The 21,292-nt window shown below is 65.4% G+C and carries 18 protein-coding genes and 3 rRNA genes; 13 read left to right on the top strand and 8 right to left on the bottom strand.

Annotation, left to right across the window (positions count from 1 at the left end; all coding sequences use genetic code 11):
• Positions 1–250 precede the first annotated feature (250 nt).
• The 6 genes from OG254_RS08635 to OG254_RS08610 all read right to left on the bottom strand — a co-directional run bounded on the left by OG254_RS08635 (position 251) and on the right by OG254_RS08610 (position 2,370).
• A complete protein-coding gene (locus OG254_RS08635) occupies positions 251–523 on the bottom strand; it encodes a hypothetical protein (protein ID WP_405579111.1) in 273 nt (90 codons plus the stop codon).
• A gap of 5 nt (positions 524–528) precedes the next feature.
• Positions 529–1,032, bottom strand: coding sequence for a hypothetical protein (locus OG254_RS08630; RefSeq protein WP_405579109.1), 504 nt, complete (start codon positions 1,030–1,032; stop codon positions 529–531).
• A gap of 93 nt (positions 1,033–1,125) precedes the next feature.
• Positions 1,126–1,293, bottom strand: a complete 168-nt coding sequence (locus OG254_RS08625) for a hypothetical protein (protein ID WP_405579106.1) — start codon at positions 1,291–1,293, stop codon at positions 1,126–1,128.
• A gap of 230 nt (positions 1,294–1,523) precedes the next feature.
• Positions 1,524–1,700 carry a hypothetical protein gene (locus OG254_RS08620; RefSeq protein ID WP_405579103.1) on the bottom strand — a complete coding sequence of 59 codons (177 nt, stop codon included), beginning with the start codon at positions 1,698–1,700 and terminating at the stop codon, positions 1,524–1,526.
• A gap of 80 nt (positions 1,701–1,780) precedes the next feature.
• The gene (locus OG254_RS08615) at positions 1,781–2,089 is read right to left on the bottom strand and encodes a hypothetical protein (RefSeq protein WP_405579101.1); all 309 of its coding nucleotides are present in this window, start codon (positions 2,087–2,089) and stop codon (positions 1,781–1,783) included.
• Positions 2,086–2,370, bottom strand: a complete 285-nt coding sequence (locus OG254_RS08610) for a WhiB family transcriptional regulator (RefSeq protein WP_405579098.1) — start codon at positions 2,368–2,370, stop codon at positions 2,086–2,088. The genes OG254_RS08615 and OG254_RS08610 overlap by 4 nt, the downstream gene beginning before the upstream one ends.
• Positions 2,371–2,387: 17 nt before the next feature.
• Here OG254_RS08610 and OG254_RS08605 point away from each other — a divergent pair, with 17 nt between their 5' ends.
• The 3 genes from OG254_RS08605 (at position 2,388) to OG254_RS08595 (ending at position 6,009) form a co-directional block, all read left to right on the top strand.
• Positions 2,388–2,792, top strand: a complete 405-nt coding sequence (locus tag OG254_RS08605; protein WP_405579095.1) for a tyrosine-type recombinase/integrase — start codon at positions 2,388–2,390, stop codon at positions 2,790–2,792.
• Positions 2,793–2,969: 177 nt separating this feature from the next.
• Entirely contained in the window at positions 2,970–4,937 is a 1,968-nt protein-coding gene (locus OG254_RS08600) for an acetoacetate--CoA ligase (protein WP_405579092.1), read from the top strand.
• Positions 4,938–5,121: 184 nt separating this feature from the next.
• Positions 5,122–6,009: a hypothetical protein gene (locus OG254_RS08595; protein ID WP_405579090.1), complete on the top strand. Its 888-nt coding sequence runs from the start codon at positions 5,122–5,124 to the stop codon at positions 6,007–6,009.
• Between the two features lie 79 nt (positions 6,010–6,088).
• Here OG254_RS08595 and ptsP read toward each other — a convergent pair whose 3' ends face one another.
• Entirely contained in the window at positions 6,089–7,759 is a 1,671-nt protein-coding gene (gene ptsP / locus OG254_RS08590; protein ID WP_405579087.1) for a phosphoenolpyruvate--protein phosphotransferase, read from the bottom strand.
• A gap of 81 nt (positions 7,760–7,840) precedes the next feature.
• Positions 7,841–8,290, bottom strand: a complete 450-nt coding sequence (locus OG254_RS08585; protein ID WP_405579084.1) for a PTS glucose transporter subunit IIA — start codon at positions 8,288–8,290, stop codon at positions 7,841–7,843.
• Positions 8,291–8,848: 558 nt separating this feature from the next.
• On the opposite strand from OG254_RS08585, the gene OG254_RS08580 reads away from it, so the two are divergent.
• The 10 genes from OG254_RS08580 to OG254_RS08535 all read left to right on the top strand — a co-directional run bounded on the left by OG254_RS08580 (position 8,849) and on the right by OG254_RS08535 (position 21,281).
• Positions 8,849–10,374, top strand: a 16S ribosomal RNA gene (locus OG254_RS08580).
• A 310-nt stretch (positions 10,375–10,684) separates the two neighbouring features.
• Positions 10,685–13,804, top strand: a 23S ribosomal RNA gene (locus OG254_RS08575).
• Positions 13,805–13,890: 86 nt separating this feature from the next.
• Positions 13,891–14,007 (top strand): 5S ribosomal RNA (gene rrf, locus OG254_RS08570).
• The 16S, 23S and 5S rRNA genes sit together here, the layout of an rRNA operon.
• Positions 14,008–14,116: 109 nt before the next feature.
• Positions 14,117–14,725 (top strand): CDP-alcohol phosphatidyltransferase family protein, encoded by a 609-nt coding sequence (locus OG254_RS08565; protein WP_405579081.1) that lies wholly within the window; start codon positions 14,117–14,119, stop codon positions 14,723–14,725.
• Between the two features lie 115 nt (positions 14,726–14,840).
• The gene (locus OG254_RS08560) at positions 14,841–17,336 is read left to right on the top strand and encodes a sugar phosphate nucleotidyltransferase (protein WP_405579079.1); all 2,496 of its coding nucleotides are present in this window, start codon (positions 14,841–14,843) and stop codon (positions 17,334–17,336) included.
• Between the two features lie 109 nt (positions 17,337–17,445).
• On the top strand, positions 17,446–18,348 hold the full coding sequence (locus OG254_RS08555) for a DUF881 domain-containing protein (RefSeq protein WP_405579076.1): 903 nt from the start codon (positions 17,446–17,448) through the stop codon (positions 18,346–18,348).
• Positions 18,345–18,677 (top strand): small basic family protein, encoded by a 333-nt coding sequence (locus OG254_RS08550; RefSeq protein ID WP_003988855.1) that lies wholly within the window; start codon positions 18,345–18,347, stop codon positions 18,675–18,677. Before OG254_RS08555 ends, OG254_RS08550 begins: the two co-directional genes overlap by 4 nt.
• Positions 18,678–18,682: 5 nt before the next feature.
• The gene (locus OG254_RS08545; protein WP_405579073.1) at positions 18,683–19,534 is read left to right on the top strand and encodes a DUF881 domain-containing protein; all 852 of its coding nucleotides are present in this window, start codon (positions 18,683–18,685) and stop codon (positions 19,532–19,534) included.
• Between the two features lie 61 nt (positions 19,535–19,595).
• Entirely contained in the window at positions 19,596–20,501 is a 906-nt protein-coding gene (locus OG254_RS08540; RefSeq protein WP_351201677.1) for an FHA domain-containing protein, read from the top strand.
• A 42-nt stretch (positions 20,502–20,543) separates the two neighbouring features.
• Entirely contained in the window at positions 20,544–21,281 is a 738-nt protein-coding gene (locus OG254_RS08535; RefSeq protein WP_405579070.1) for a MerR family transcriptional regulator, read from the top strand.
• Positions 21,282–21,292: the final 11 nt, after the last annotated feature.

Here is a 21,292-nt window from a genome sequence, read left to right as displayed (position 1 = left end):
TGTTGGTCACCGGTCACCGCGGCTGTGACGGGTGTACGACGAATGCATACGCCTCGGCCAGGTCTTTGAGTGCGTGGCTCTGGCTGGCTGGTTCGGCCTTTGCGATGCGCTCCGCTGCGGTGGCGATGCACCGCAGTAGGGCTTCGCGAGCGGCATCCTGCGCCTTCTTTTCAGGTGCACTATTACTCATAGTTACTCCTGAATGCCGATAGTTAGCTCTGGTTTGGGGGCTCCACTTACTCAGTTTGCATCATGCAGCGTTGGTGCCCTGCCCGGTCCAGATGTGCCCGCACTCGGTGCAGTGGGCGACCGGTTCGGCGCCGGCGCCGCCGTACATCTCGATGCAGCCGCCGCAGGGGTACACCACTTTGATCATGCGCGGGCAGGGCATGGCCGGCGTGGCGGTGCGATCCGCGATGTCGACGGCCCGCTCAACGCGCTCGCAGGCCTCCGAGGCGACGTTGGCGATCAGCAGGTGCTCACGCTCGGGGAACTGCCGGAACGGGCCCGGGCGGGCCTCCACGCGGGCTAGGAGCCCCAGGGCGGTGTGCGGGGCGGTGTGCCGTCCGCCGTACCTCCAGCGGCGCGGGTCGGCGACGTCGGCCCTGGCGAGGGCGTCGCGGCGCTGACGGTCCTCGGACACGATCCGAGCGTGCCGTGCGCTCGGGTACGTGGTGCTGTCGACCTTCCGGGCCGGGTGAACGCCAAGGGCTCTCGCTGGACGGTGTGGGCCACCTCGTCGGCGGTGTGGATCAGGGCGGCTTCGACGGTGCGCATGGTGTCGAGGATCGCGATGCGGAGCGGGGGCCGGGTGGCGCCGATCTGGGTGGGGTCGCGGTCGAGGAACTGGCGGTTGTAGGCGGCCTGCCAGCGCGCGGCTTCGGCGAGCTCCTCGTCAGCCTGGTCAAGGGCGTTGAGGTAGTCCGACATGCGGCCGGCGCGCGGCCATGTGGTGGTGCCGGTGGAGGCGAGGGCGTCGGCGAGGTCGGTCCAGCGGGTAGCGATGGTGCGGAGGTGGGTGGCGGTGGTCATCGGCTCCTGGTTGTGCGTGGGGCGGTACGGCGATCCCGCCTGGGGGCGTGCGCCGGTCCGGCCAAACTGTGCGCGCACGCCCCTTCGTCATGCTCAGGCGTGGTGGACGGCGAGCAGCTCGCAGAGACGGGCCAGTGCCTCGCCAGCGGTCCGGGCGAGCGCGGCGAAGGCGTTGATGACCTGTAGGACGAACACGGCGACGCGGGTCAGTTGCTCGCTGACGGCGCGGGCCTGCTCGGGGGTGAGGCGGACGATGCGCATGGTCAGGCCTCCGTGGCGGGCTGCTCGGTGACCGTGGTGATCCGCTCCATCAGCCGGTGCTCCCAGCTGGGTTGCATCGCGCGCCGAACAGCGAGCTTCTCCAGTGCCTTGGCCTTGGACTCCCAGGTGATGTTGACCCCTGTCGCCCGCTGCCACGGTTGGCTCGAGGCGGGGGGGATTGGATGAAGTAGCTGAGGCGGTGGGCTTCTTGGGCATGGTCGACTCCTCGTTCAGTCGCGGCAGTTGGGGCAGCGCTGGCCGTACGTGCAGGTGCACGCGGGCTGTTCGTCCACCTCGTCCGGCTCGCTGACCTGCGGGTTCGACTCGGGGTGGACGACTTCGGCGGGCGCCTGGCGGATCTCGTCCAGGGCCGCGCGGTTGGCGGCCGCGGCGTAGCCAGGGCGCACCGGGCGGTGGTCGTACGGGCAGCAGGCGCCGTGGATGGCGTCGTGGTAGCGGCGAATGAGGGCGACGGCCGCCTCGGACGTCAGGGCGGCCTCGGATACGAGCGCTTCCCGGACGTCGTGGACGGGGTGCTCGGGGCCAGCGGTCTTGGGCGCGCATCGAGGGGCGGGGCCGAGTGCGGCGAGGAGAGCACGGGCGTAGGGCTGGTCGACTGCGAGCGCGTTGTTCCACCGGTCCGCGAGGGCGTGCCCGCGGGCGATGGTCGCCTGTGCGCGCTCCAGGTCGGGTGCCGCTTGTTGCCCGGGGCCACGTGCTCCAGGGTGGCGATCCGGTCGTACAGGGCGTCGAGTTGGTCGCTGGTGATCGTGTCGACGGTCAGGCGGTCGTTCACGTGGTCTGGTCCTTCCTGGTGCAGGTGGCGGGGTCGTGGTCGGTGTCGGCGGATGTCCACCAGAGCTCGCAGCACGCGGCGGCGAGGGCTATTCCGTAGCGGTGCCAGGCCGGTTCGATCACGAGCGCGTCGTAGAGGCACTCGGCGCGGACCGCGCAGCTGCCGCAGATGGTCAGGGCGGTGCTGTAGTGGCCTTTGTCGATGAACCAGAGGCTGATGTCTTGGCCGCGGCAGGCCGCCCGCAGGCGCCATTCCGCGGCGTCGCGGGCGGCGGTGGTCACGGCTGGGTGGGGTCGACGTGGCTGAGGGCGATGCCGCCGGCGTACCCGTCGACGGACACCACAGGCGCGCCAGCCAGGCCCGCGAGAAGTTGGCGCTCGGCGGCGACTACATCGACAGCTGCTACGTGACCGCGGACGAGGTCGGCCAGCCGCTGAAGATCCGCCACCTTCGTGTGGAGGCCTACCGCCTCATGGCCAAGCTTGGACTACGGCGGGTGCGTCTGTACGACGCGCGAGCGTCATGTCTGACCTACCTCGCGAACAACGGTGTCCCGGACCACATCCTCGCCCGGTGGGCCGGACACTCCAACGTGAAGACCACCAAGAAGTGGTACGTGAAGCCGGACGTGGAAGATCTGCGCGCTGCCGCCGCCACCTGGGAGGGGCTCCACGGCCCTCCTGTGAGAGAACGTGAGATGTGATCACCCGAGAATCGCTCTGACCACATGATTCGGCCACATCTTCACGACACGGACTATGTGGGGCGGACCCTGGTGTAGAAGTCGATCACATGGCATCGTCCGTGTCATCCGCGTCACGCGCACACCCCCGCCGTGCGTGGAAGACGCACACGACGCGCACAGTCCGGGAGCCGCCCCATGTCGATCGTGAACCCCCAGCCGCTGTGGCAGCCAGACCCGCAGCGCATCGCCGGAGCCCAGGTCACCCAGTTCCAGGCCTGGGCCGCCGAGAACCATGGTGCCCCCTCCGAGGGCGGCTACACGGCCCTGCACCGCTGGTCGGTCGACGAGCTGGAAACGTTCTGGAAAGCCGTCACGGAGTGGTTCGACGTACGCTTCTCCGCCCCCTACGCGCGCGTGCTGGGCGACCGCTCGATGCCCGGCGCCCAATGGTTCCCCGGCGCGACCCTGAACTACGCAGAGCACGCCCTGCGAGCCGCCACGACCCGCGCCGACGAACCCGCGCTCCTCCACGTCGACGAATCCCACGAGCCCCGCCCCGTCACCTGGTCCGAGCTGCGCCGCCAGGTGGGCTCCCTCGCCGCCGAGCTGCGCGCCCTCGGCGTACGCCCCGGAGACCGCGTCAGCGGCTACCTCCCGAACATCCCGGAGGCCGTCGTGGCCCTCCTCGCCACGGCCGCCGTCGGCGGCGTCTGGACCTCGTGCGCCCCCGACTTCGGCGCCCGCAGCGTCCTCGACCGCTTCCAGCAGGTCGAACCGGTCGTCCTGTTCACCGTCGACGGCTACCGCTACGGCGGCAAGGAGCACGACCGCCGCGACATCGTCGCCGAGCTGCGTCGCGAACTGCCGACCCTGCGAGCGGTGGTTCACATTCCGGTCCTCGGCACCGAGGCTCCCGAAGGCGCCCTGGAATGGTCGGCCCTGACAGCCGCCGACGAGGAACCCATCTTCGATCAGGTGCCCTTCGACCACCCCCTGTGGGTGCTCTACTCCTCCGGCACGACCGGCCTGCCCAAGGCCATCGTCCAGTCCCAGGGCGGCATCCTCGTCGAGCACCTCAAACAACTCGGCCTGCACTGCGACCTGGGCCCCGAGGACCGCTTCTTCTGGTACACCTCGACCGGCTGGATGATGTGGAACTTCCTCGTCTCCGGCCTCCTCACCGGCACCACGATCGTCCTCTACGACGGCAGCCCGGGCTATCCCGACACAGGAGCCCAGTGGCGGATCGCCGAACGCACCGAAGCCACCCTCTACGGCACCTCGGCCGCCTACGTCATGGCCTGCCGCAAGGCCGACGTGCACCCCGCGCGCGACTTCGACCTCAGCAAGGTGCAGTGCGTCGCCACCACCGGATCCCCCCTGCCACCCGACGGCTTCCGCTGGCTGCACGACGAGGTCCGCGACGACCTCTGGATCGCCTCCGTCAGCGGCGGCACGGACGTCTGCTCCTGCTTCGCCGGAGCCGTGCCCACCCTGCCCGTGTACGTCGGTGAACTCCAGGCCCCCGGCCTCGGCACCGACCTCCAGTCCTGGGACCCCAGCGGCAACCCCGTCATCGACGAGGTCGGGGAGCTCGTGGTCACCAACCCCATGCCGTCCATGCCGATCCACTTCTGGAACGACCCCGACGGCAGCCGGTACCACGACAGCTACTTCGACACCTACCCCGGCGTATGGCGCCACGGCGACTGGATCACCATCACCTCACGCGGGTCCGTCGTCATCCACGGCCGCTCCGACTCGACCCTCAACCGCCAAGGCGTCCGCATGGGGTCGGCCGACATCTACGAAGCCGTGGAGCGCCTCCCCGAGATCAAGGAATCCCTCGTCATCGGCATCGAACAGCCCGACGGCGGTTACTGGATGCCCCTGTTCGTACACCTTGCCCCGGGCGCCGTGCTCGACGAGACCCTCCTGAACCGCATCAAGCAGACCATCCGCGAACAGCTCTCACCACGCCACGTCCCCGACGAGATCATCGAAGTCCCCGGGGTCCCGCACACCCTCACCGGCAAGCGCATCGAGGTCCCCGTCAAGCGCCTCCTCCAGGGCACACCCCTGGACAAGGCGGTCAACCCGGGCTCCATCGACAACCTCGACCTCCTCCACTTCTACGAGGAGCTCGCCCGCAAACGCGCCTGACCGACCGGAGCGGCCTCGGACCCACCGCACCCGGGCGAAACCCGAGGCCGACCGCACCGAAAACCATCCCCCGACCTGCGCGAATGCGTACCGGTCGGATCGATGTGCACCTCACCCCGACGCCGTTGTCAGTGCCGCCGGTTACTGTGAGTGAGCATTGATCGACTGCGCACAAGGGGGAAACATGGCACACACCGACCACCTGACGATGCGACGCGTCCTGCGCCGCGAGATCGCCGGCACGATCGGCCTGCTCACCGACGAGCACGACTTCCGTGCCATGCGGCGCTACCGCAGCTTCACCTTCGACGACCACAAGATCTATCTGGAACAGGTGGAGGCACTCCTCAGGACCCGCGCCTCCCAAGGCAGCCATACGACGATCGCCCTCTTCGACCCGCAGGAGTACGCGGAGTTCTGCGCGGAAACCGGCCTCGACCCCGACGCCCCGTCTAGCCGCACCCGCTTCACAGCCGAACTCGCGACCACCGGGCCCACCATCCCCTACGACGGCCGGCCGCTGTCGGATGTCGTCCCTGCCCTCGTCGACGAAGCCGTCCGACAAGCCACGTGGGAGTACGCCTCGATCCTCCTGGCACGCCTCGGCGCCTGCGCGACCTGCGGCGAGGACATCGGTCGCGCGGCCTTCACACGCGCCGCCGACCTCCTCGTACGGATCCTCGACACGGCCCCACCGGGCAGCCGGCACCTCGTCTGCAGTGTCACCGGACCCCCGGAAACCCTCGTCTCGGTCCTGCACGCCGACGAGGACGGCCAAGGTGCGGCCCACCTCGACGAAGCCCTGGAGTTCACCACCGTTCTCGCCCTCGGACTCGCCACCCTGAGTCCCGGCGGACTCGTGATGCGGACCAGCGCGCCCGGCACCACCGACCGCATCTACGGATGGCGCCTGCGCGGGGATGGACTGGAACCCCTCACCGCGGGCGAGGTCTTCGACGCCTACTGCACCGACATCGATTCCGGAGACCTGATCTCCCCGGAATCGGGCGTCGACTACTGCGTGCCTCCGGACCTCGGAGGCACGCAGGCGCCACCTGGACACCACCACTGAAACGCAGGAGGGGCGCCCCACCCGCAGGTGGAGCGCCCCACACAAACTGCGTGTTGCCGTGCAGTCCGACTTACTCGCCCTATTCGCCGGACAGAACCGCCTGAGCGGCGTTGCGCGCCTCCTCGGCGCTGTCCGCCGCCCGCGCGGCAGCAGCGGCACGCTCACACTGCGCCAGCGTGTACTTCGCCAGCGTCGCCCGCACATAAGGAATGGACGCCGAACCCATGGACAGGGAGGTGACACCCAGACCGGTCAGCACACACGCCAGCAGCGGGTCGGACGCGGCCTCACCGCAGACACCACAGCTCTTGCCCTCTGCCTTCGCCGCCTCCGCGGACAGCGCGACCAGGTCGAGCAGCGCGGGCTGCCACGGGTCCTGAAGGCGGGACACCGCACCCACCTGACGGTCCGCGGCGAAGGTGTACTGCGCGAGGTCGTTCGTCCCCAAGGACAGGAACTCGACCTCCTGAAGGATCGAACGCGCCCGCAGCGCGGCCGACGGGATCTCCACCATCGCGCCGAACTTGGCCTGCAGCCCAGCCGCACGGCACGCGTCCGCGAACGCCCTGGCGTCGGCCCGGTCTGCCACCATCGGGGCCATCACCTCGAGGTAGACGGGCAGCCCTTCCGCCGCCTTCGCGAGCGCCATCAGCTGAGTCCGCAGCACGTCGGGGTGGTCCAGCAGCGTCCGCAGACCACGCACACCCAGCGCAGGGTTCGGCTCATCGGCCGGCGTCAGGAAGTCCAGCGGCTTGTCCGCACCCGCGTCCAGGACCCGTACGACTACCCGACCCTCGGGGAAGGCCTCGAGAACCTGCCGATAGGCCTCGACCTGCTTCTCCTCCGACGGTGCCTTCTTGCTGTCGTCGAGGAAGAGGAATTCGGTACGGAACAGACCGACGCCCTCGGCACCCGCCTCGACGGCGGCCGGAACGTCCGACGGTCCGCCGACGTTCGCCAGCAGCGGCACCTTGTGGCCGTCGGCAGTGGCACCCGGCCCCGTCGACGCCGCGAGCGCGGCCTTGCGCTCGGCGGCAGCGGCCTGGAGCTCCGCCTTCTTCTCGGCGCTCGGGTCCACGAAGATGTCGCCGGTGCTGCCGTCGACCGCGATGACCGTGCCCTCGGCGAGCTCACCGGCACCCGGCAGCGCGACCACGGCCGGCACACCGAGCGCCCTCGCCAGAATCGCGCTGTGGCTGGTCGGCCCGCCCTCCTCGGTGACAAAGCCGAGCACGAGGGTCGGGTCCAGCAGCGCCGTGTCGGCCGGGGCCAGGTCGCGCGCCACGAGGACATAGGGCTCGTCGCTGTCCGGGACACCCGGCATCGGGACCCCGAGCAGGCGAGCGACGATACGATTCCGCACATCGTCGAGGTCGGCCACGCGACCGGCAAGGTATTCACCGGCACCGGCCAGCAGCTCGCGATACGCGGCGAAGGCGTCGTACACGGCACGCTCGGCCGTGCTTCCCACAGCGATACGACGGTCCACGTCCGCCATCAGCTCGGGATCCTGGGCCATCATGGCCTGCGCCTCGAGCACCGCCTGGGCTTCGCCCCCCGCCAGATTGCCGCGCGCCATCAGGTCGGCTGCCACAGCTTCCACCGCCTGGCGGGCGCGCCCCTGTTCACGCTCCGCGTCCTCGGCCGGAATCTGCTTGGCAGGCGGCTCGAGAACCGCCGTTCCCATGTGCCGAACCTCGCCGATGGCCACACCGTGGCTCACGCCGACGCCTCGCAGCGTTGTCTCCATCTCACCGTCTCCGATAGTGCGGCGGGTCCCGCCGCCGCGGTGGTTGTCGTTCCTACTCACCGTCATACGACGGCACCGAAGTCACTTCCAGATGAAGAGGCTGTCGCCGGCCTTCACATCGCCGTTGTCACGCAGATCGGAGAGGGCCTCGGCCGTGGCCTCGAGCGCGACGATCGGGCACACCGGGGACTTGCCGGCTGCCTCTACGGCCGCCGGGTTCCAGCGCACGATGCCCTGACCACGCGTCACGGTGTCGCCCTTGTTCACGAGCAGCTCGAAGCCCCCGCCATTGAGCTGCACGGTGTCGATACCGAGGTGGGTGAGTACCCCATGACCTTGTTCGTCGACAACGACGAAGGCATGCGGGTGGAGAGAGACGATGACCCCGTCCACGGGCGACACGGCCTCGGAGGGCTCACGCACGGGGTCGATCGCGGTGCCCGGGCCGACCATGGCCCCGGAGAAGACGGGATCCGGTACGGACGCCAGTCCGACGGCGCGTCCTGCCAGTGGGGACGTCACGTTGGTCATGGGAAACCTCCCAGGGGTGGAGATCGTTATGGGCCGTCGCTGCCTGTGCCGGACGGCACACTGTTCAGCAGGGTATGTCACATGAAGTGCCGGTTCCGTGTGGGCACTCCAGAGTGGTCTAGACCATACCGCAAATCGATTTGCACGTGCTCGACGGCCGCGTGTACAGTCGTACTCCTGCTTGGGACTGAGTGACGCAACTAGGCGTCCTTGCCCAGCAGTACCAAACTTGTCAGATCCTATCTCGGGGTCATCTTCTGCATGTCTGCAGGACGGTGGTCAGGGAGTCGGAAAAACACTGATAGAGTTTGGGACATCGAAGGGAAGCGCCCGGAGGAAAGCCCGAGAGGGTGAGTACAAAGGAAGCGTCCGTTCCTTGAGAACTCAACAGCGTGCCAAAAATCAACGCCAGATATGTTGATACCCCGTCTCCGGCCGGTCTTCCGGTTGGGACGAGGTTCCTTTGAAATAAACACAGCGAGGACGCTGTGAACGGTCGGGCCTATTCCGCTCGACTGTTCCGCTCTCGTGATGTGTGCACCCGATTACGGGTAAACATTCACGGAGAGTTTGATCCTGGCTCAGGACGAACGCTGGCGGCGTGCTTAACACATGCAAGTCGAACGATGAACCACTTCGGTGGGGATTAGTGGCGAACGGGTGAGTAACACGTGGGCAATCTGCCCTTCACTCTGGGACAAGCCCTGGAAACGGGGTCTAATACCGGATAACACTTCCACTCTCCTGGGTGGAGGTTAAAAGCTCCGGCGGTGAAGGATGAGCCCGCGGCCTATCAGCTTGTTGGTGAGGTAATGGCTCACCAAGGCGACGACGGGTAGCCGGCCTGAGAGGGCGACCGGCCACACTGGGACTGAGACACGGCCCAGACTCCTACGGGAGGCAGCAGTGGGGAATATTGCACAATGGGCGAAAGCCTGATGCAGCGACGCCGCGTGAGGGATGACGGCCTTCGGGTTGTAAACCTCTTTCAGCAGGGAAGAAGCGAAAGTGACGGTACCTGCAGAAGAAGCGCCGGCTAACTACGTGCCAGCAGCCGCGGTAATACGTAGGGCGCAAGCGTTGTCCGGAATTATTGGGCGTAAAGAGCTCGTAGGCGGCTTGTCACGTCGGGTGTGAAAGCCCGGGGCTTAACCCCGGGTCTGCATTCGATACGGGCTAGCTAGAGTGTGGTAGGGGAGATCGGAATTCCTGGTGTAGCGGTGAAATGCGCAGATATCAGGAGGAACACCGGTGGCGAAGGCGGATCTCTGGGCCATTACTGACGCTGAGGAGCGAAAGCGTGGGGAGCGAACAGGATTAGATACCCTGGTAGTCCACGCCGTAAACGGTGGGAACTAGGTGTTGGCGACATTCCACGTCGTCGGTGCCGCAGCTAACGCATTAAGTTCCCCGCCTGGGGAGTACGGCCGCAAGGCTAAAACTCAAAGGAATTGACGGGGGCCCGCACAAGCAGCGGAGCATGTGGCTTAATTCGACGCAACGCGAAGAACCTTACCAAGGCTTGACATACACCGGAAAGCATTAGAGATAGTGCCCCCCTTGTGGTCGGTGTACAGGTGGTGCATGGCTGTCGTCAGCTCGTGTCGTGAGATGTTGGGTTAAGTCCCGCAACGAGCGCAACCCTTGTTCTGTGTTGCCAGCATGCCCTTCGGGGTGATGGGGACTCACAGGAGACCGCCGGGGTCAACTCGGAGGAAGGTGGGGACGACGTCAAGTCATCATGCCCCTTATGTCTTGGGCTGCACACGTGCTACAATGGCCGGTACAATGAGCTGCGATACCGTGAGGTGGAGCGAATCTCAAAAAGCCGGTCTCAGTTCGGATTGGGGTCTGCAACTCGACCCCATGAAGTCGGAGTTGCTAGTAATCGCAGATCAGCATTGCTGCGGTGAATACGTTCCCGGGCCTTGTACACACCGCCCGTCACGTCACGAAAGTCGGTAACACCCGAAGCCGGTGGCCCAACCCCTTGTGGGAGGGAGCTGTCGAAGGTGGGACTGGCGATTGGGACGAAGTCGTAACAAGGTAGCCGTACCGGAAGGTGCGGCTGGATCACCTCCTTTCTAAGGAGCACTTCTTACCGAGTCCTTCGGGACGAGGTCAGAGGCCACTACGTCGGCAAACGTTCGACGGTGGTTGCTCATGGGTGGAACGTTGATTATTCGGCACACTTGATCGTCTTCTCTTCCTAGTACTGCTTCGGCGTGGAATGGATGAAGAAGAGGCGGGTGTGCCGGGCACGTTGTTGGGTGTCTGAGGGCACGGCCGTTATGGCTGCCTTCAGTTGCCGGCGCCGGTGTAGCACCACGAAAGTGGTGTGTGACGGTGTACTGGTCGTTGTTTGAGAACTGCACAGTGGACGCGAGCATCTGTGGCCAAGTTTTTAAGGGCGCACGGTGGATGCCTTGGCACCAGGAACCGATGAAGGACGTGGGAGGCCACGATAGGCCCCGGGGAGTCGTCAACCAGGCTTTGATCCGGGGGTGTCCGAATGGGGAAACCCGGCAGTCGTCATGGGCTGTCACCCTTGCCTGAACACATAGGGCAAGTGGAGGGAACGCGGGGAAGTGAAACATCTCAGTACCCGCAGGAAGAGAAAACAACCGTGATTCCGGGAGTAGTGGCGAGCGAAACTGGATGAGGCCAAACCGTATACGTGTGAGACCCGGCAGGGGTTGCGTGTGCGGGGTTGTGGGATCTCTCTTTCACAGTCTGCCGGCTGTGAGACGAGTCAGAAACCGTTGATGTAGGCGAAGGACATGCGAAAGGTCCGGCGTAGAGGGTAAGACCCCCGTAGTCGAAACATCAGCGGCTCGTTTGAGAGACACCCAAGTAGCACGGGGCCCGAGAAATCCCGTGTGAATCTGGCGGGACCACCCGCTAAGCCTAAATATTCCCTGGTGACCGATAGCGGATAGTACCGTGAGGGAATGGTGAAAAGTACCGCGGGAGCGGAGTGAAATAGTACCTGAAACCGTGTGCCTACAAGCCGTGGGAGCGTCGGATACGTGCTTGCACGTATCTCGTGACTGCGTGCCTTTTGAAGAATGAGCCTGCGAGTTTGCGGTGTGTTGCGAGGTTAACCCGTGTGGGGAAGCCGTAGCGAAAGCGAGTCCGAATAGGGCGATATAGTAGCGCGCTCAAGACCCGAAGCGGAGTGATCTAGCCATGGGCAGGTTGAAGCGGAGGTAAGACTTCGTGGAGGACCGAACCCACCAGGGTTGAAAACCTGGGGGATGACCTGTGGTTAGGGGTGAAAGGCCAATCAAACTCCGTGATAGCTGGTTCTCCCCGAAATGCATTTAGGTGCAGCGTCGTGTGTTTCTTGCCGGAGGTAGAGCACTGGATAGGCGATGGGCCCTACCGGGTTACTGACCTTAGCCAAACTCCGAATGCCGGTAAGTGAGAGCGCGGCAGTGAGACTGTGGGGGATAAGCTCCATGGTCGAGAGGGAAACAGCCCAGAGCATCGACTAAGGCCCCTAAGCGTACGCTAAGTGGGAAAGGATGTGGAGTCGCACAGACAACCAGGAGGTTGGCTTAGAAGCAGCCACCCTTGAAAGAGTGCGTAATAGCTCACTGGTCTAGTGATTCCGCGCCGACAATGTAGCGGGGCTCAAGCGTACCGCCGAAGTCGTGTCATTGCAGCATGAGGGCCAACGCCCGCTGTGATGGGTAGGGGAGCGTCGTGTGCCGGGTGAAGCAGCCGCGGAAGCGAGTTGTGGACGGTTCACGAGTGAGAATGCAGGCATGAGTAGCGATACACACGTGAGAAACGTGTGCGCCGATTGACTAAGGGTTCCTGGGTCAAGCTGATCTGCCCAGGGTAAGTCGGGACCTAAGGCGAGGCCGACAGGCGTAGTCGATGGATAACCGGTTGATATTCCGGTACCCGCTGTGAAGCGTCAAACATTGAACCAGGCGATGCTAAGTCCGTGAAGCCGCCCTGGAGCCTTCGGGCAAAGGGGAGTGGTGGAGCCGACGGACCAGACCTGTAGTAGGTGAGTGATGGGGTGACGCAGGAAGGTAGTCCAGCCCGGGCGGTGGTTGTCCCGGGGTAAGGGTGTAGGCCGTGCGATAGGTAAATCCGTCGCACATGAGGCTGAGACCTGATGCCGAGCCGATTGTGGTGAAGTGGATGATCCTATGCTGTCGAGAAAAGCCTCTAGCGAGTTTCATGGCGGCCCGTACCCTAAACCGACTCAGGTGGTCAGGTAGAGAATACCGAGGCGTTCGGGTGAACTATGGTTAAGGAACTCGGCAAAATGCCCCCGTAACTTCGGGAGAAGGGGGGCCATGTCCGGTGATCCGATTTACTCGGTGAGCTGGGGGTGGCCGCAGAGACCAGCGAGAAGCGACTGTTTACTAAAAACACAGGTCCGTGCGAAGCCGTAAGGCGATGTATACGGACTGACGCCTGCCCGGTGCTGGAACGTTAAGGGGACCGGTTAGTCATGATTCGTCATGGCGAAGCTGAGAACTTAAGCGCCAGTAAACGGCGGTGGTAACTATAACCATCCTAAGGTAGCGAAATTCCTTGTCGGGTAAGTTCCGACCTGCACGAATGGCGTAACGACTTCTCGACTGTCTCAACCATAGGCCCGGTGAAATTGCACTACGAGTAAAGATGCTCGTTTCGCGCAGCAGGACGGAAAGACCCCGGGACCTTTACTACAGTTTGATATTGGTGTTCGGTTCGGCTTGTGTAGGATAGCTGGGAGACTGTGAACTCTGGACGCCAGTTCAGGGGGAGTCGTCGTTGAAATACCAGTCTGGTCGTGCTGGATGTCTAACCTGGGTCCGTGATCCGGATCAGGGACAGTGTCTGATGGGTAGTTTAACTGGGGCGGTTGCCTCCTAAAGAGTAACGGAGGCGCCCAAAGGTTCCCTCAGCCTGGTTGGCAATCAGGTGTTGAGTGTAAGTGCACAAGGGAGCTTGACTGTGAGACCGACGGGTCGAGCAGGGACGAAAGTCGGGACTAGTGATCCGGCGGTGGCTTGTGGAAGCGCCGTCGCTCAACGGATAAAAGGTACCCCGGGGATAACAGGCTGATCTTCCCCAAGAGTCCATATCGACGGGATGGTTTGGCACCTCGATGTCGGCTCGTCGCATCCTGGGGCTGGAGTCGGTCCCAAGGGTTGGGCTGTTCGCCCATTAAAGCGGTACGCGAGCTGGGTTTAGAACGTCGTGAGACAGTTCGGTCCCTATCCGCTGCGCGCGCAGGAATATTGAGAAGGGCTGTCCCTAGTACGAGAGGACCGGGACGGACGAACCTCTGGTGTGCCAGTTGTTCTGCCAAGGGCATGGCTGGTTGGCTACGTTCGGGAGGGATAACCGCTGAAAGCATCTAAGCGGGAAGCCTGCTTCGAGATGAGTATTCCCACCCACTAGATGGGGTAAGGCTCCCAGTAGACGACTGGGTTGATAGGCCGGATCTGGAAGCACGGTAACGTGTGGAGGTGACCGGTACTAATAGGCCGAGGGCTTGTCCATAGAGGCTCGCGTCCACTGTGTTGGTTCTGAAGCAACGACCGACGTCCCCCCAGGGTTGGGGGTTTCCGGTCACAGTTTCATAGTGTTTCGGTGGTTATAGCGTGAGGGAAACGCCCGGTTACATTCCGAACCCGGAAGCTAAGCCTTACAGCGCCGATGGTACTGCAGGGGGGACCCTGTGGGAGAGTAGGACGCCGCCGAACTCCTTTTAGAGCTCTGGCTCTTGGGCAACTAGCCCGAGGGCCAGAGCTTTTTTGCGTTGAGGTAGGGTCAGGGGGCATCGTAGGTACTTTTCCCACAGGAGGCTCCCGGGTGGAGGTCCAGGAGACCCGTGTCCAGACGGACCGGGTCCTCACCATCCCCAACATCCTCAGCATGGCGCGGCTCCTTGGCGTGCCGCTGTTCCTGTGGCTGATTCTGAGGCCTGAGTTCGGCGGGCCGAAGAGTGATGGCTGGGCCCTTCTGGTGTTGGCCCTGAGCGGCGTCACCGACTACCTGGACGGCAAGCTGGCGCGGCGTTGGAACCAGGTCAGCAGCCTCGGCCGGCTCCTCGATCCGGCGGCGGACCGGCTCTACATTCTTTCGACTTTGGTCGGTCTCACCTGGCGCGAGATTCTGCCGCTCTGGTTGACCGCTGCACTTCTGGCGCGCGAGCTGGTTCTGCTGGTGATGGTGGGCATCCTCAGGCGTCATGGCTATCCGCCGCCGCAGGTGAACTTCCTTGGGAAGGCAGCTACGTTCAACCTGATGTATGCCTTCCCGTTGCTGCTGCTCAGTGACGGAACTGGTTGGATCCCGTCACTCGCTGCTATTTTCGGATGGGCGTTCGCCGGATGGGGTACAACGCTGTACTGGTGGGCAGGAGTTCTCTACGTGGTTCAGGTCCGCCGCCTGGTCCGTGCGGACGCCATGGCCGAGTGAACTCGCGGATTGAAGCGGGCGTAGTGGCCCGATGGCCCGCGGTGGAAAAGTGCGGGACAATCTGGACGGGTGAAGTCGGCTAGACCGTCATCTCTTCGAGGAGGACGCTTCCGACATGAAGGCCGTCGTGATGGCCGGAGGCGAAGGCACGCGCCTTCGCCCCATGACCTCAAGCATGCCCAAGCCGCTCCTGCCGGTGGTCAACCGGCCGATCATGGAGCACGTTCTACGGCTGCTCAAAAGGCATGGGCTGAATGAGACCGTCGTGACCGTTCAGTTCCTGGCTTCGCTGGTCAAGAACTACTTCGGTGATGGTGAAGAGCTCGGAATGGAGCTCAGCTATGCCAACGAGGAGAAGCCACTCGGTACCGCCGGAAGCGTCAAGAACGCCGAAGAGGCGTTGAAGGACGATGCTTTCCTCGTCATTTCCGGTGATGCCCTGACCGACTTCGACCTCACCGAGCTGATCAACTTCCACAAGGAAAAGGGTGCGCTCGTCACCGTCTGTCTGACCCGAGTGCCCAATCCGCTGGAATTCGGCATCACGATTGTCGATGAGGAAGGCCAGGTCGAGCGCTTCCTCGAGAAGCCGACCTGGGGCCAGGTCTTCTCGGACACCGTGAACACCGGCATCTATGTCATGGAGCCCGAGGTCTTCGATTATGTCGAGGCCGACGTACCCGTGGACTGGTCCGGGGATGTCTTCCCGCAGTTGATGAAGGAAGGCAAGCCGATCTATGGCTATATCGCGGAGGGGTATTGGGAGGACGTAGGCACTCACGAGAGCTACGTGAAGGCGCAGGCTGACGTCCTGGAGGGCAAGGTCGACGTCGAGCTCGACGGCTTCGAGATCTCTCCGGGTGTGTGGGTGGCGGAAGGCGCCGAGGTGCATCCCGACGCGGTGCTTCGTGGGCCGCTGTACATCGGGGACTACGCCAAGGTCGAAGCCGGCGTGGAAATCCGCGAACACACCGTCATCGGCTCGAACGTGGTCGTGAAGAGCGGAGCCTTTCTGCACAAGGCTGTCGTGCACGACAACGTGTATGTAGGGCAGCACAGCAATCTGCGCGGGTGCGTGGTCGGAAAGAACACCGACATCATGCGCGCCGCTCGGATCGAGGACGGCGCGGTCATCGGTGATGAGTGCCTGATCGGCGAGGAATCGATCGTTCAGGGCAACGTGCGTGTCTATCCGTTCAAGACCATCGAGGCCGGCGCCTTCGTCAACACCTCGGTGATCTGGGAGTCGAGAGGGCAGGCGCATCTCTTCGGTGCCCGTGGTGTCTCCGGAATCCTGAACGTGGAGATCACACCGGAACTCGCCGTGCGCCTCGCCGGCGCCTATGCGACGACCTTGAAGAAGGGCTCCACCGTCACCACGGCCCGCGACCACTCCCGTGGTGCTCGGGCGCTCAAGCGGGCGGTCATCTCGGCGCTCCAGGCCAGCGCCATCGACGTACGAGACCTGGAGAACGTACCGCTGCCCGTGGCGCGGCAGCAGACCGCGCGGGGCAGTGCCGGCGGGATCATGATCCGGACGACGCCCGGAGTGCCGGATTCCGTGGACATCATGTTCTTCGACGGGCAGGGGGCCGACCTGTCGCAGGCCAGTCAGCGGAAGCTGGACCGGGTCTTCGCGCGGCAGGAGTACCGGCGTGCGTTCCCGGGCGAGATCGGGGATCTGCATTTCCCGGCCAGTGTCTTCGATTCGTACACCGGGTCGTTGCAGCGGAATGTCGACACGACCGGGATTGCGGAGTCCGGGTTGAAGGTCGTCGTCGACGCGTCGAACGGCAGTGCCGGGCTCGTGCTGCCGAGTCTGCTCGGCAAGCTCGGCGTGGATTCGCTGACCATCAACCCCGGTCTCGACGAGTCCAGGCCCACGGAGTCGGAGGACACGCGGCGGTCGGGGCTGGTGCGGCTGGGAGAGATCGTGGCGTCCGCGCGGGCCGCGTTCGGCGTGCGGTTCGACCCGGTGGGCGAGCGGCTGTCGCTGGTGGACGAGAAGGGACGGATCGTCGAGGACGACCGGGCCCTGCTGGTCATGCTCGACCTGGTGGCCGCGGAGCGGCGCAGCGGGCGTGTGGCGCTGCCGGTGACCACCACGAGGATCGCCGAGCAGGTGGCGGCGTATCACGGGACGCAGGTGGAGTGGACGACGACCTCGCCCGATGACCTGACCCGTGTCGGTCGCGACGACACGACGATCTTCGGTGGCGACGGCCGGGGCGGGTTCATCATCCCGGAGTTCAGCAGCGTCTTCGACGGTACGGCGGCCTTCGTACGGCTGATCGGCCTGGTGGCGCGGACGCAGCTCACGCTCAGCCAGATCGACGCGCGGATTCCGCGGGCGCATGTCATCAAGCGCGATCTTGCGACCCCGTGGGCCGTCAAGGGACTCGTCATGCGGCGGGTTGTCGAGGAGGCCGGAGATCGCTTTGTCGACACGACCGACGGAGTGCGGGTCGTGGAGACCGACGGGCGGTGGGTGATGGTGCTGCCTGACCCGGCTGAGGCGGTCACCCATCTGTGGGCCGAAGGGCCGGACGACGCGTCCGCCCAGGAACTGCTCGACGAGTGGTCGGCGGTCGTGGACAGCGCCGGCCGGTAATTGCACGGACCACACGCGCGTGCCGGGCAGGTGTCCCCGAAAGGGGCCTGTCCGGCACGCCGGTGGGGCCATTCGGAGGTAGTGGTCGCGACGTGCGACGATGTGCGGCATGCCGCAGCCGCCCCCCGTTCGGAGCACATCTACGCCCCCTGCGCGCCCGGACGCCTCCATGTCGCTGCTCACCAACGTCATGGATCACAGCCTCGACGAGGGGTACGCCGAGGCCGCCGCCCGCAAGGAGGCCGCGGGTGACGGGGGTCTGCCCAAGACGCTGAGGGCGAAGCTGGGGCTCGCCGCCGGGCTGGTGCTCGCGGCGCTCGTGGTGACCGTGGGAGCGGCGCAGGCGCGCGTGGCGGCGCCCGTCGTGGCCAAGGAGCGCGAAGAGCTGATCGACCGCATCGACCGTGAGACAACGGCGGCGGACGAGCTGGAGGAGACCGTCGACGATCTGCGCGCCGATGTGAGCGCACGGCAGCGCGAGGCCCTGAAGACGACCGGGGGCGATCAGGCCGAGCTCGTGGGCATCCTCGCGGGCGCGGTCGAGGTGCACGGACCCGGCGTGAAGCTGGTCGTGAACGACGCCAAGGAAGCGGGCACGGACGGCGACGCCGACCCACGAGGGGCGACCGGTTTCACCGACACCGGGCGGGTGCGCGACCGCGACATGCAGCGTGTGGTCAACGGGCTGTGGGAGTCGGGCGCGGAAGCCGTCTCGATCAATGGACAGCGGCTTACGGCCCTTTCGGCGATCAGGGCGGCGGGTGACGCAATACTGGTCGACAACAAGCCGTTGGTGCCGCCGTACACGGTGCTCGCGGTGGGGGACGGGGAGCGGCTGAGCGCCAGGTTCCAGGACAGTGCCGACGGGCTGTACCTGCACGCCTTGCAGGAGAACTTCGGCATCCGGACCAGCATTTCCGTGCAGGAAGACCTCCGGCTGCCCGCGGCACCGAGTGTGATCGTACGTACAGCACAGCCGAACACCGAGAAAACCGAGAAGGGCACATCGTGATCGCCGTACTGGGCCTCGTCGTGGGAGTCGTGGCCGGACTGTTGGTCCGGCCTGAGGTTCCGGCGGTCGTCGAGCCTTACCTGCCGATCGCCGTCGTGGCGGCTCTGGACGCCGTCTTCGGAGGTCTGCGGGCCATGCTCGACGGCATCTTCGACGACAAGGTCTTCGTCGTGTCGTTCCTGTCCAACGTGGTCGTGGCCGCGCTGATCGTTTTCCTGGGCGACAAGTTGGGCGTGGGGGCCCAGCTGTCCACGGGTGTCGTCGTGGTGCTCGGCATCCGGATCTTCTCGAACGCCGCGGCCATTCGCCGGCACGTGTTCCGGGCGTGAGGCCGATGAGCAACCAGGAAGAGACCCCGGACAACCGACTGCGCAAGGAGCTGCCCGAAGAGGTGGCAGCGGGCGCGGGCGAGGCCTCGGACGCCCCTGAGAGCGCGGTCGCGCCCGAGGACCAGCGAACAGGGCTCACCGGTCGGCAGCGGCTCGCGCAGGGGCTGTGGCCGCCTCGCGTCACCCGGGCCCAACTCATCGTCGCCCTGCTGCTGTTCGGCCTCGGGTTCGGTCTGGCCGTCCAGGTCGCGTCGAACAGCGACAGCGACAGTGCCCTGCGTGGCGCACGTCAGGAAGATCTCGTTCGCATCCTCGATGAACTGGACGACCGTACTCAGCGTCTAGAGGACGAGAAGCAAGGTCTCGAGAAGCAGCGTGACGAGCTGGAGAACAGTTCGAACCAGGCCGAGGAGGCCCGCAAGCAGACGGTCGAGAAGGAGAGGCAACTCGGCATTCTGGCGGGCACCGTGGCCGCTCAAGGGCCTGGCATCACGATGACCATCGACGACACGAAGGGAACGGTCGAGGCGGACATGCTGCTCGACGCGATCCAGGAGTTGCGCGCCGCCGGCGCGGAGGCGATCCAGGTGAACGGCGTACGCGTCGTCGCCGGCACCTACCTCACCGATTCCGGCAACAGCGTGAGCGTCGACGGGAACAAGATCAACGCGCCCTATCGTTTCAAGGTCATCGGCAAGCCGCAGGACCTCGAACCAGCGCTCAACATCCCTGGAGGCGTGGTGCAGACCCTCGAGAAGGAGCAGGCCACCGTGACCATCGAGCGGTCGGACAAGATCGTCGTGGACGCCTTGCGAGCGGCGGAGCGCCCTGACTACGCTCGGTCGTCCTCCCAGTGAACCGGCGGTGCATGGGGGTCGTCCGGGGAGGGCATGAGGTTGCGGGGGGTCGGCGCACCGAATGGGTGGTGCGTGGTGGAAACTGTCTGGTGCAGACGGACGTTGTGAGTATGTCCGAGTCGGCCAGAAAGAGCAGTCAGGGTTCGTCCTGCCCCACGGGCGGGTCTGTTTCGGTCAAGGGGAATCGCCCGTGAAGTTGTTTGCGAAGTTGTTCGGCAAGAGCGCGCGAGAGGGTAGCGACAACGCGACCGCTCGGCACCGCGCACAGGGGGACGATGAGGGCCAGCGCCCGCTGTTCAGGGACCAGGTGCCTGGGCCGGGCGGTGACATTTCCGGAGGTCAGGGCGCGCCGTCAGTTGACCCTGGGCAGTCCGGCGGCATAGGTTTCGGGCAACCGTCAACCTCAAGTACGGGTGGAGGGTTTTCCCCGATGTCGGCCCTGGTGTGTACGAGGTGCGGTAACCGCAACGCGGAGAACAGCCGCTTCTGTTCCAACTGCGGCGCCCCGCTGCGGGCGGGTGCGACGCCCGAGCGTCCGTCCGAGACGACGTCCACGATCTCCATCTCCGGTCTTGAGGCCTACGACGCCGAGGCCACCGGTCAGACTGCGATCCCGGCGCTGTCGCCCGAGGCTCAGGCGGCCGTCGACGCGCTGCCGCTGGGCTCCGCGCTCCTGGTGGTGCGCCGCGGGCCGAACTCGGGCAGCCGATTCCTCCTGGACGGCGATCTGACCACGGCCGGTCGCCACCCGCAGAGCGACATCTTCCTGGACGACGTGACGGTCTCGCGCCGTCACGTGGAGTTCCGTCGCGCTCAGGACGGCTCGTTCACGGTGGCCGACGTCGGCAGCCTCAACGGCACGTACGTCAACCGTGAGCGGATCGACCAGGTCGCTCTGAACAACGGCGACGAGGTGCAGATCGGCAAGTACCGGCTGGTCTTCTACGCGAGCCAGCGGGGCTACTGATCCCTCCCCCGGAGCCCGTCCGGGGAGACCCAGGGAAGGTCCATGCTGAAAACACCGAGCGGCGGTGCCGGCTACGGCGCCGCCGCCACGGACGGTCGGCTGATGAGCATCGGCAGGGTGCTGACGGTGCTGCGCGAGGAATTCCCTGACATCACCATCTCCAAGATCCGTTTCCTGGAGTCGGAAGGTCTCGTGGAGCCACAGCGAACCCCCTCGGGGTATCGCAAGTTCAGTGCGCAGGACGTTGAGCGGCTCGGTCACGTCCTGCGGATGCAGCGGGACCACTATCTGCCGCTCAAGGTGATCCGGGAGCATCTGGACGCCATGGAGCGCGGCGAGGCGGCACCGCTTCCGACCGTGTGTCGGCAGCGGGATGGAGAAACGGTCCTGGAGCCCGTGGAGGCCCCCGCAGCGGCCCGGATCGGGCGGGCCGAGCTGCTGGCCGCGGCCGAGCTCGACGAGCGGGAGCTCGCGGAGTGGGAGTCGTACGGCCTGATCGCTCCACTGTCGGACGGGGTCTACGACGCGGAGACCGTCACCGTGGCCGCGCTCGTGGCCGAGCTGGGGCGGTTCGGGATCGAGCCGAGGCACCTTCGGGTGATGAAGGCCGCCGCCGACCGTGAGGCCGGACTCGTGGACCAGGTCGTGGCGCCGCTGAGGCGGCACCGCAACCCGCAGACCAGGGCTCACGCCGAGGCGCGCGCCAAGGAGCTCGCGGGGCTCACGGTGAAGCTGCACGCCGCGCTGGTGCAGACGGCGCTCGGGGTGCGGCTGCCCTGAGCGGGGCATGC

The organism is Streptomyces sp. NBC_01092 (assembly GCF_045039535.1).
GTDB lineage: Bacteria > Actinomycetota > Actinomycetes > Streptomycetales > Streptomycetaceae > Streptomyces.
The sequence above is the reverse complement of the archived record's forward strand: the minus strand, read 5'-3'. Positions and strand labels throughout refer to the sequence as shown.

Coding starts and splice junctions, on each gene's coding strand:
- OG254_RS08630 (WP_405579109.1), bottom strand. CDS start 1,032: ATGACCACCGCCACCCACCTCCGCACCATCGCTACCCGCTGGACCGAC.
- OG254_RS08600 (WP_405579092.1), top strand. CDS start 2,970: ATGTCGATCGTGAACCCCCAGCCGCTGTGGCAGCCAGACCCGCAGCGC.
- ptsP (WP_405579087.1), bottom strand. CDS start 7,759: ATGGAGACAACGCTGCGAGGCGTCGGCGTGAGCCACGGTGTGGCCATC.
- OG254_RS08595 (WP_405579090.1), top strand. CDS start 5,122: ATGGCACACACCGACCACCTGACGATGCGACGCGTCCTGCGCCGCGAG.
- OG254_RS08625 (WP_405579106.1), bottom strand. CDS start 1,293: ATGCGCATCGTCCGCCTCACCCCCGAGCAGGCCCGCGCCGTCAGCGAG.
- OG254_RS08585 (WP_405579084.1), bottom strand. CDS start 8,290: ATGACCAACGTGACGTCCCCACTGGCAGGACGCGCCGTCGGACTGGCG.
- OG254_RS08535 (WP_405579070.1), top strand. CDS start 20,544: ATGCTGAAAACACCGAGCGGCGGTGCCGGCTACGGCGCCGCCGCCACG.
- OG254_RS08545 (WP_405579073.1), top strand. CDS start 18,683: ATGAGCAACCAGGAAGAGACCCCGGACAACCGACTGCGCAAGGAGCTG.
- OG254_RS08560 (WP_405579079.1), top strand. CDS start 14,841: ATGAAGGCCGTCGTGATGGCCGGAGGCGAAGGCACGCGCCTTCGCCCC.
- OG254_RS08555 (WP_405579076.1), top strand. CDS start 17,446: ATGCCGCAGCCGCCCCCCGTTCGGAGCACATCTACGCCCCCTGCGCGC.
- OG254_RS08540 (WP_351201677.1), top strand. CDS start 19,596: ATGGGTGGTGCGTGGTGGAAACTGTCTGGTGCAGACGGACGTTGTGAG.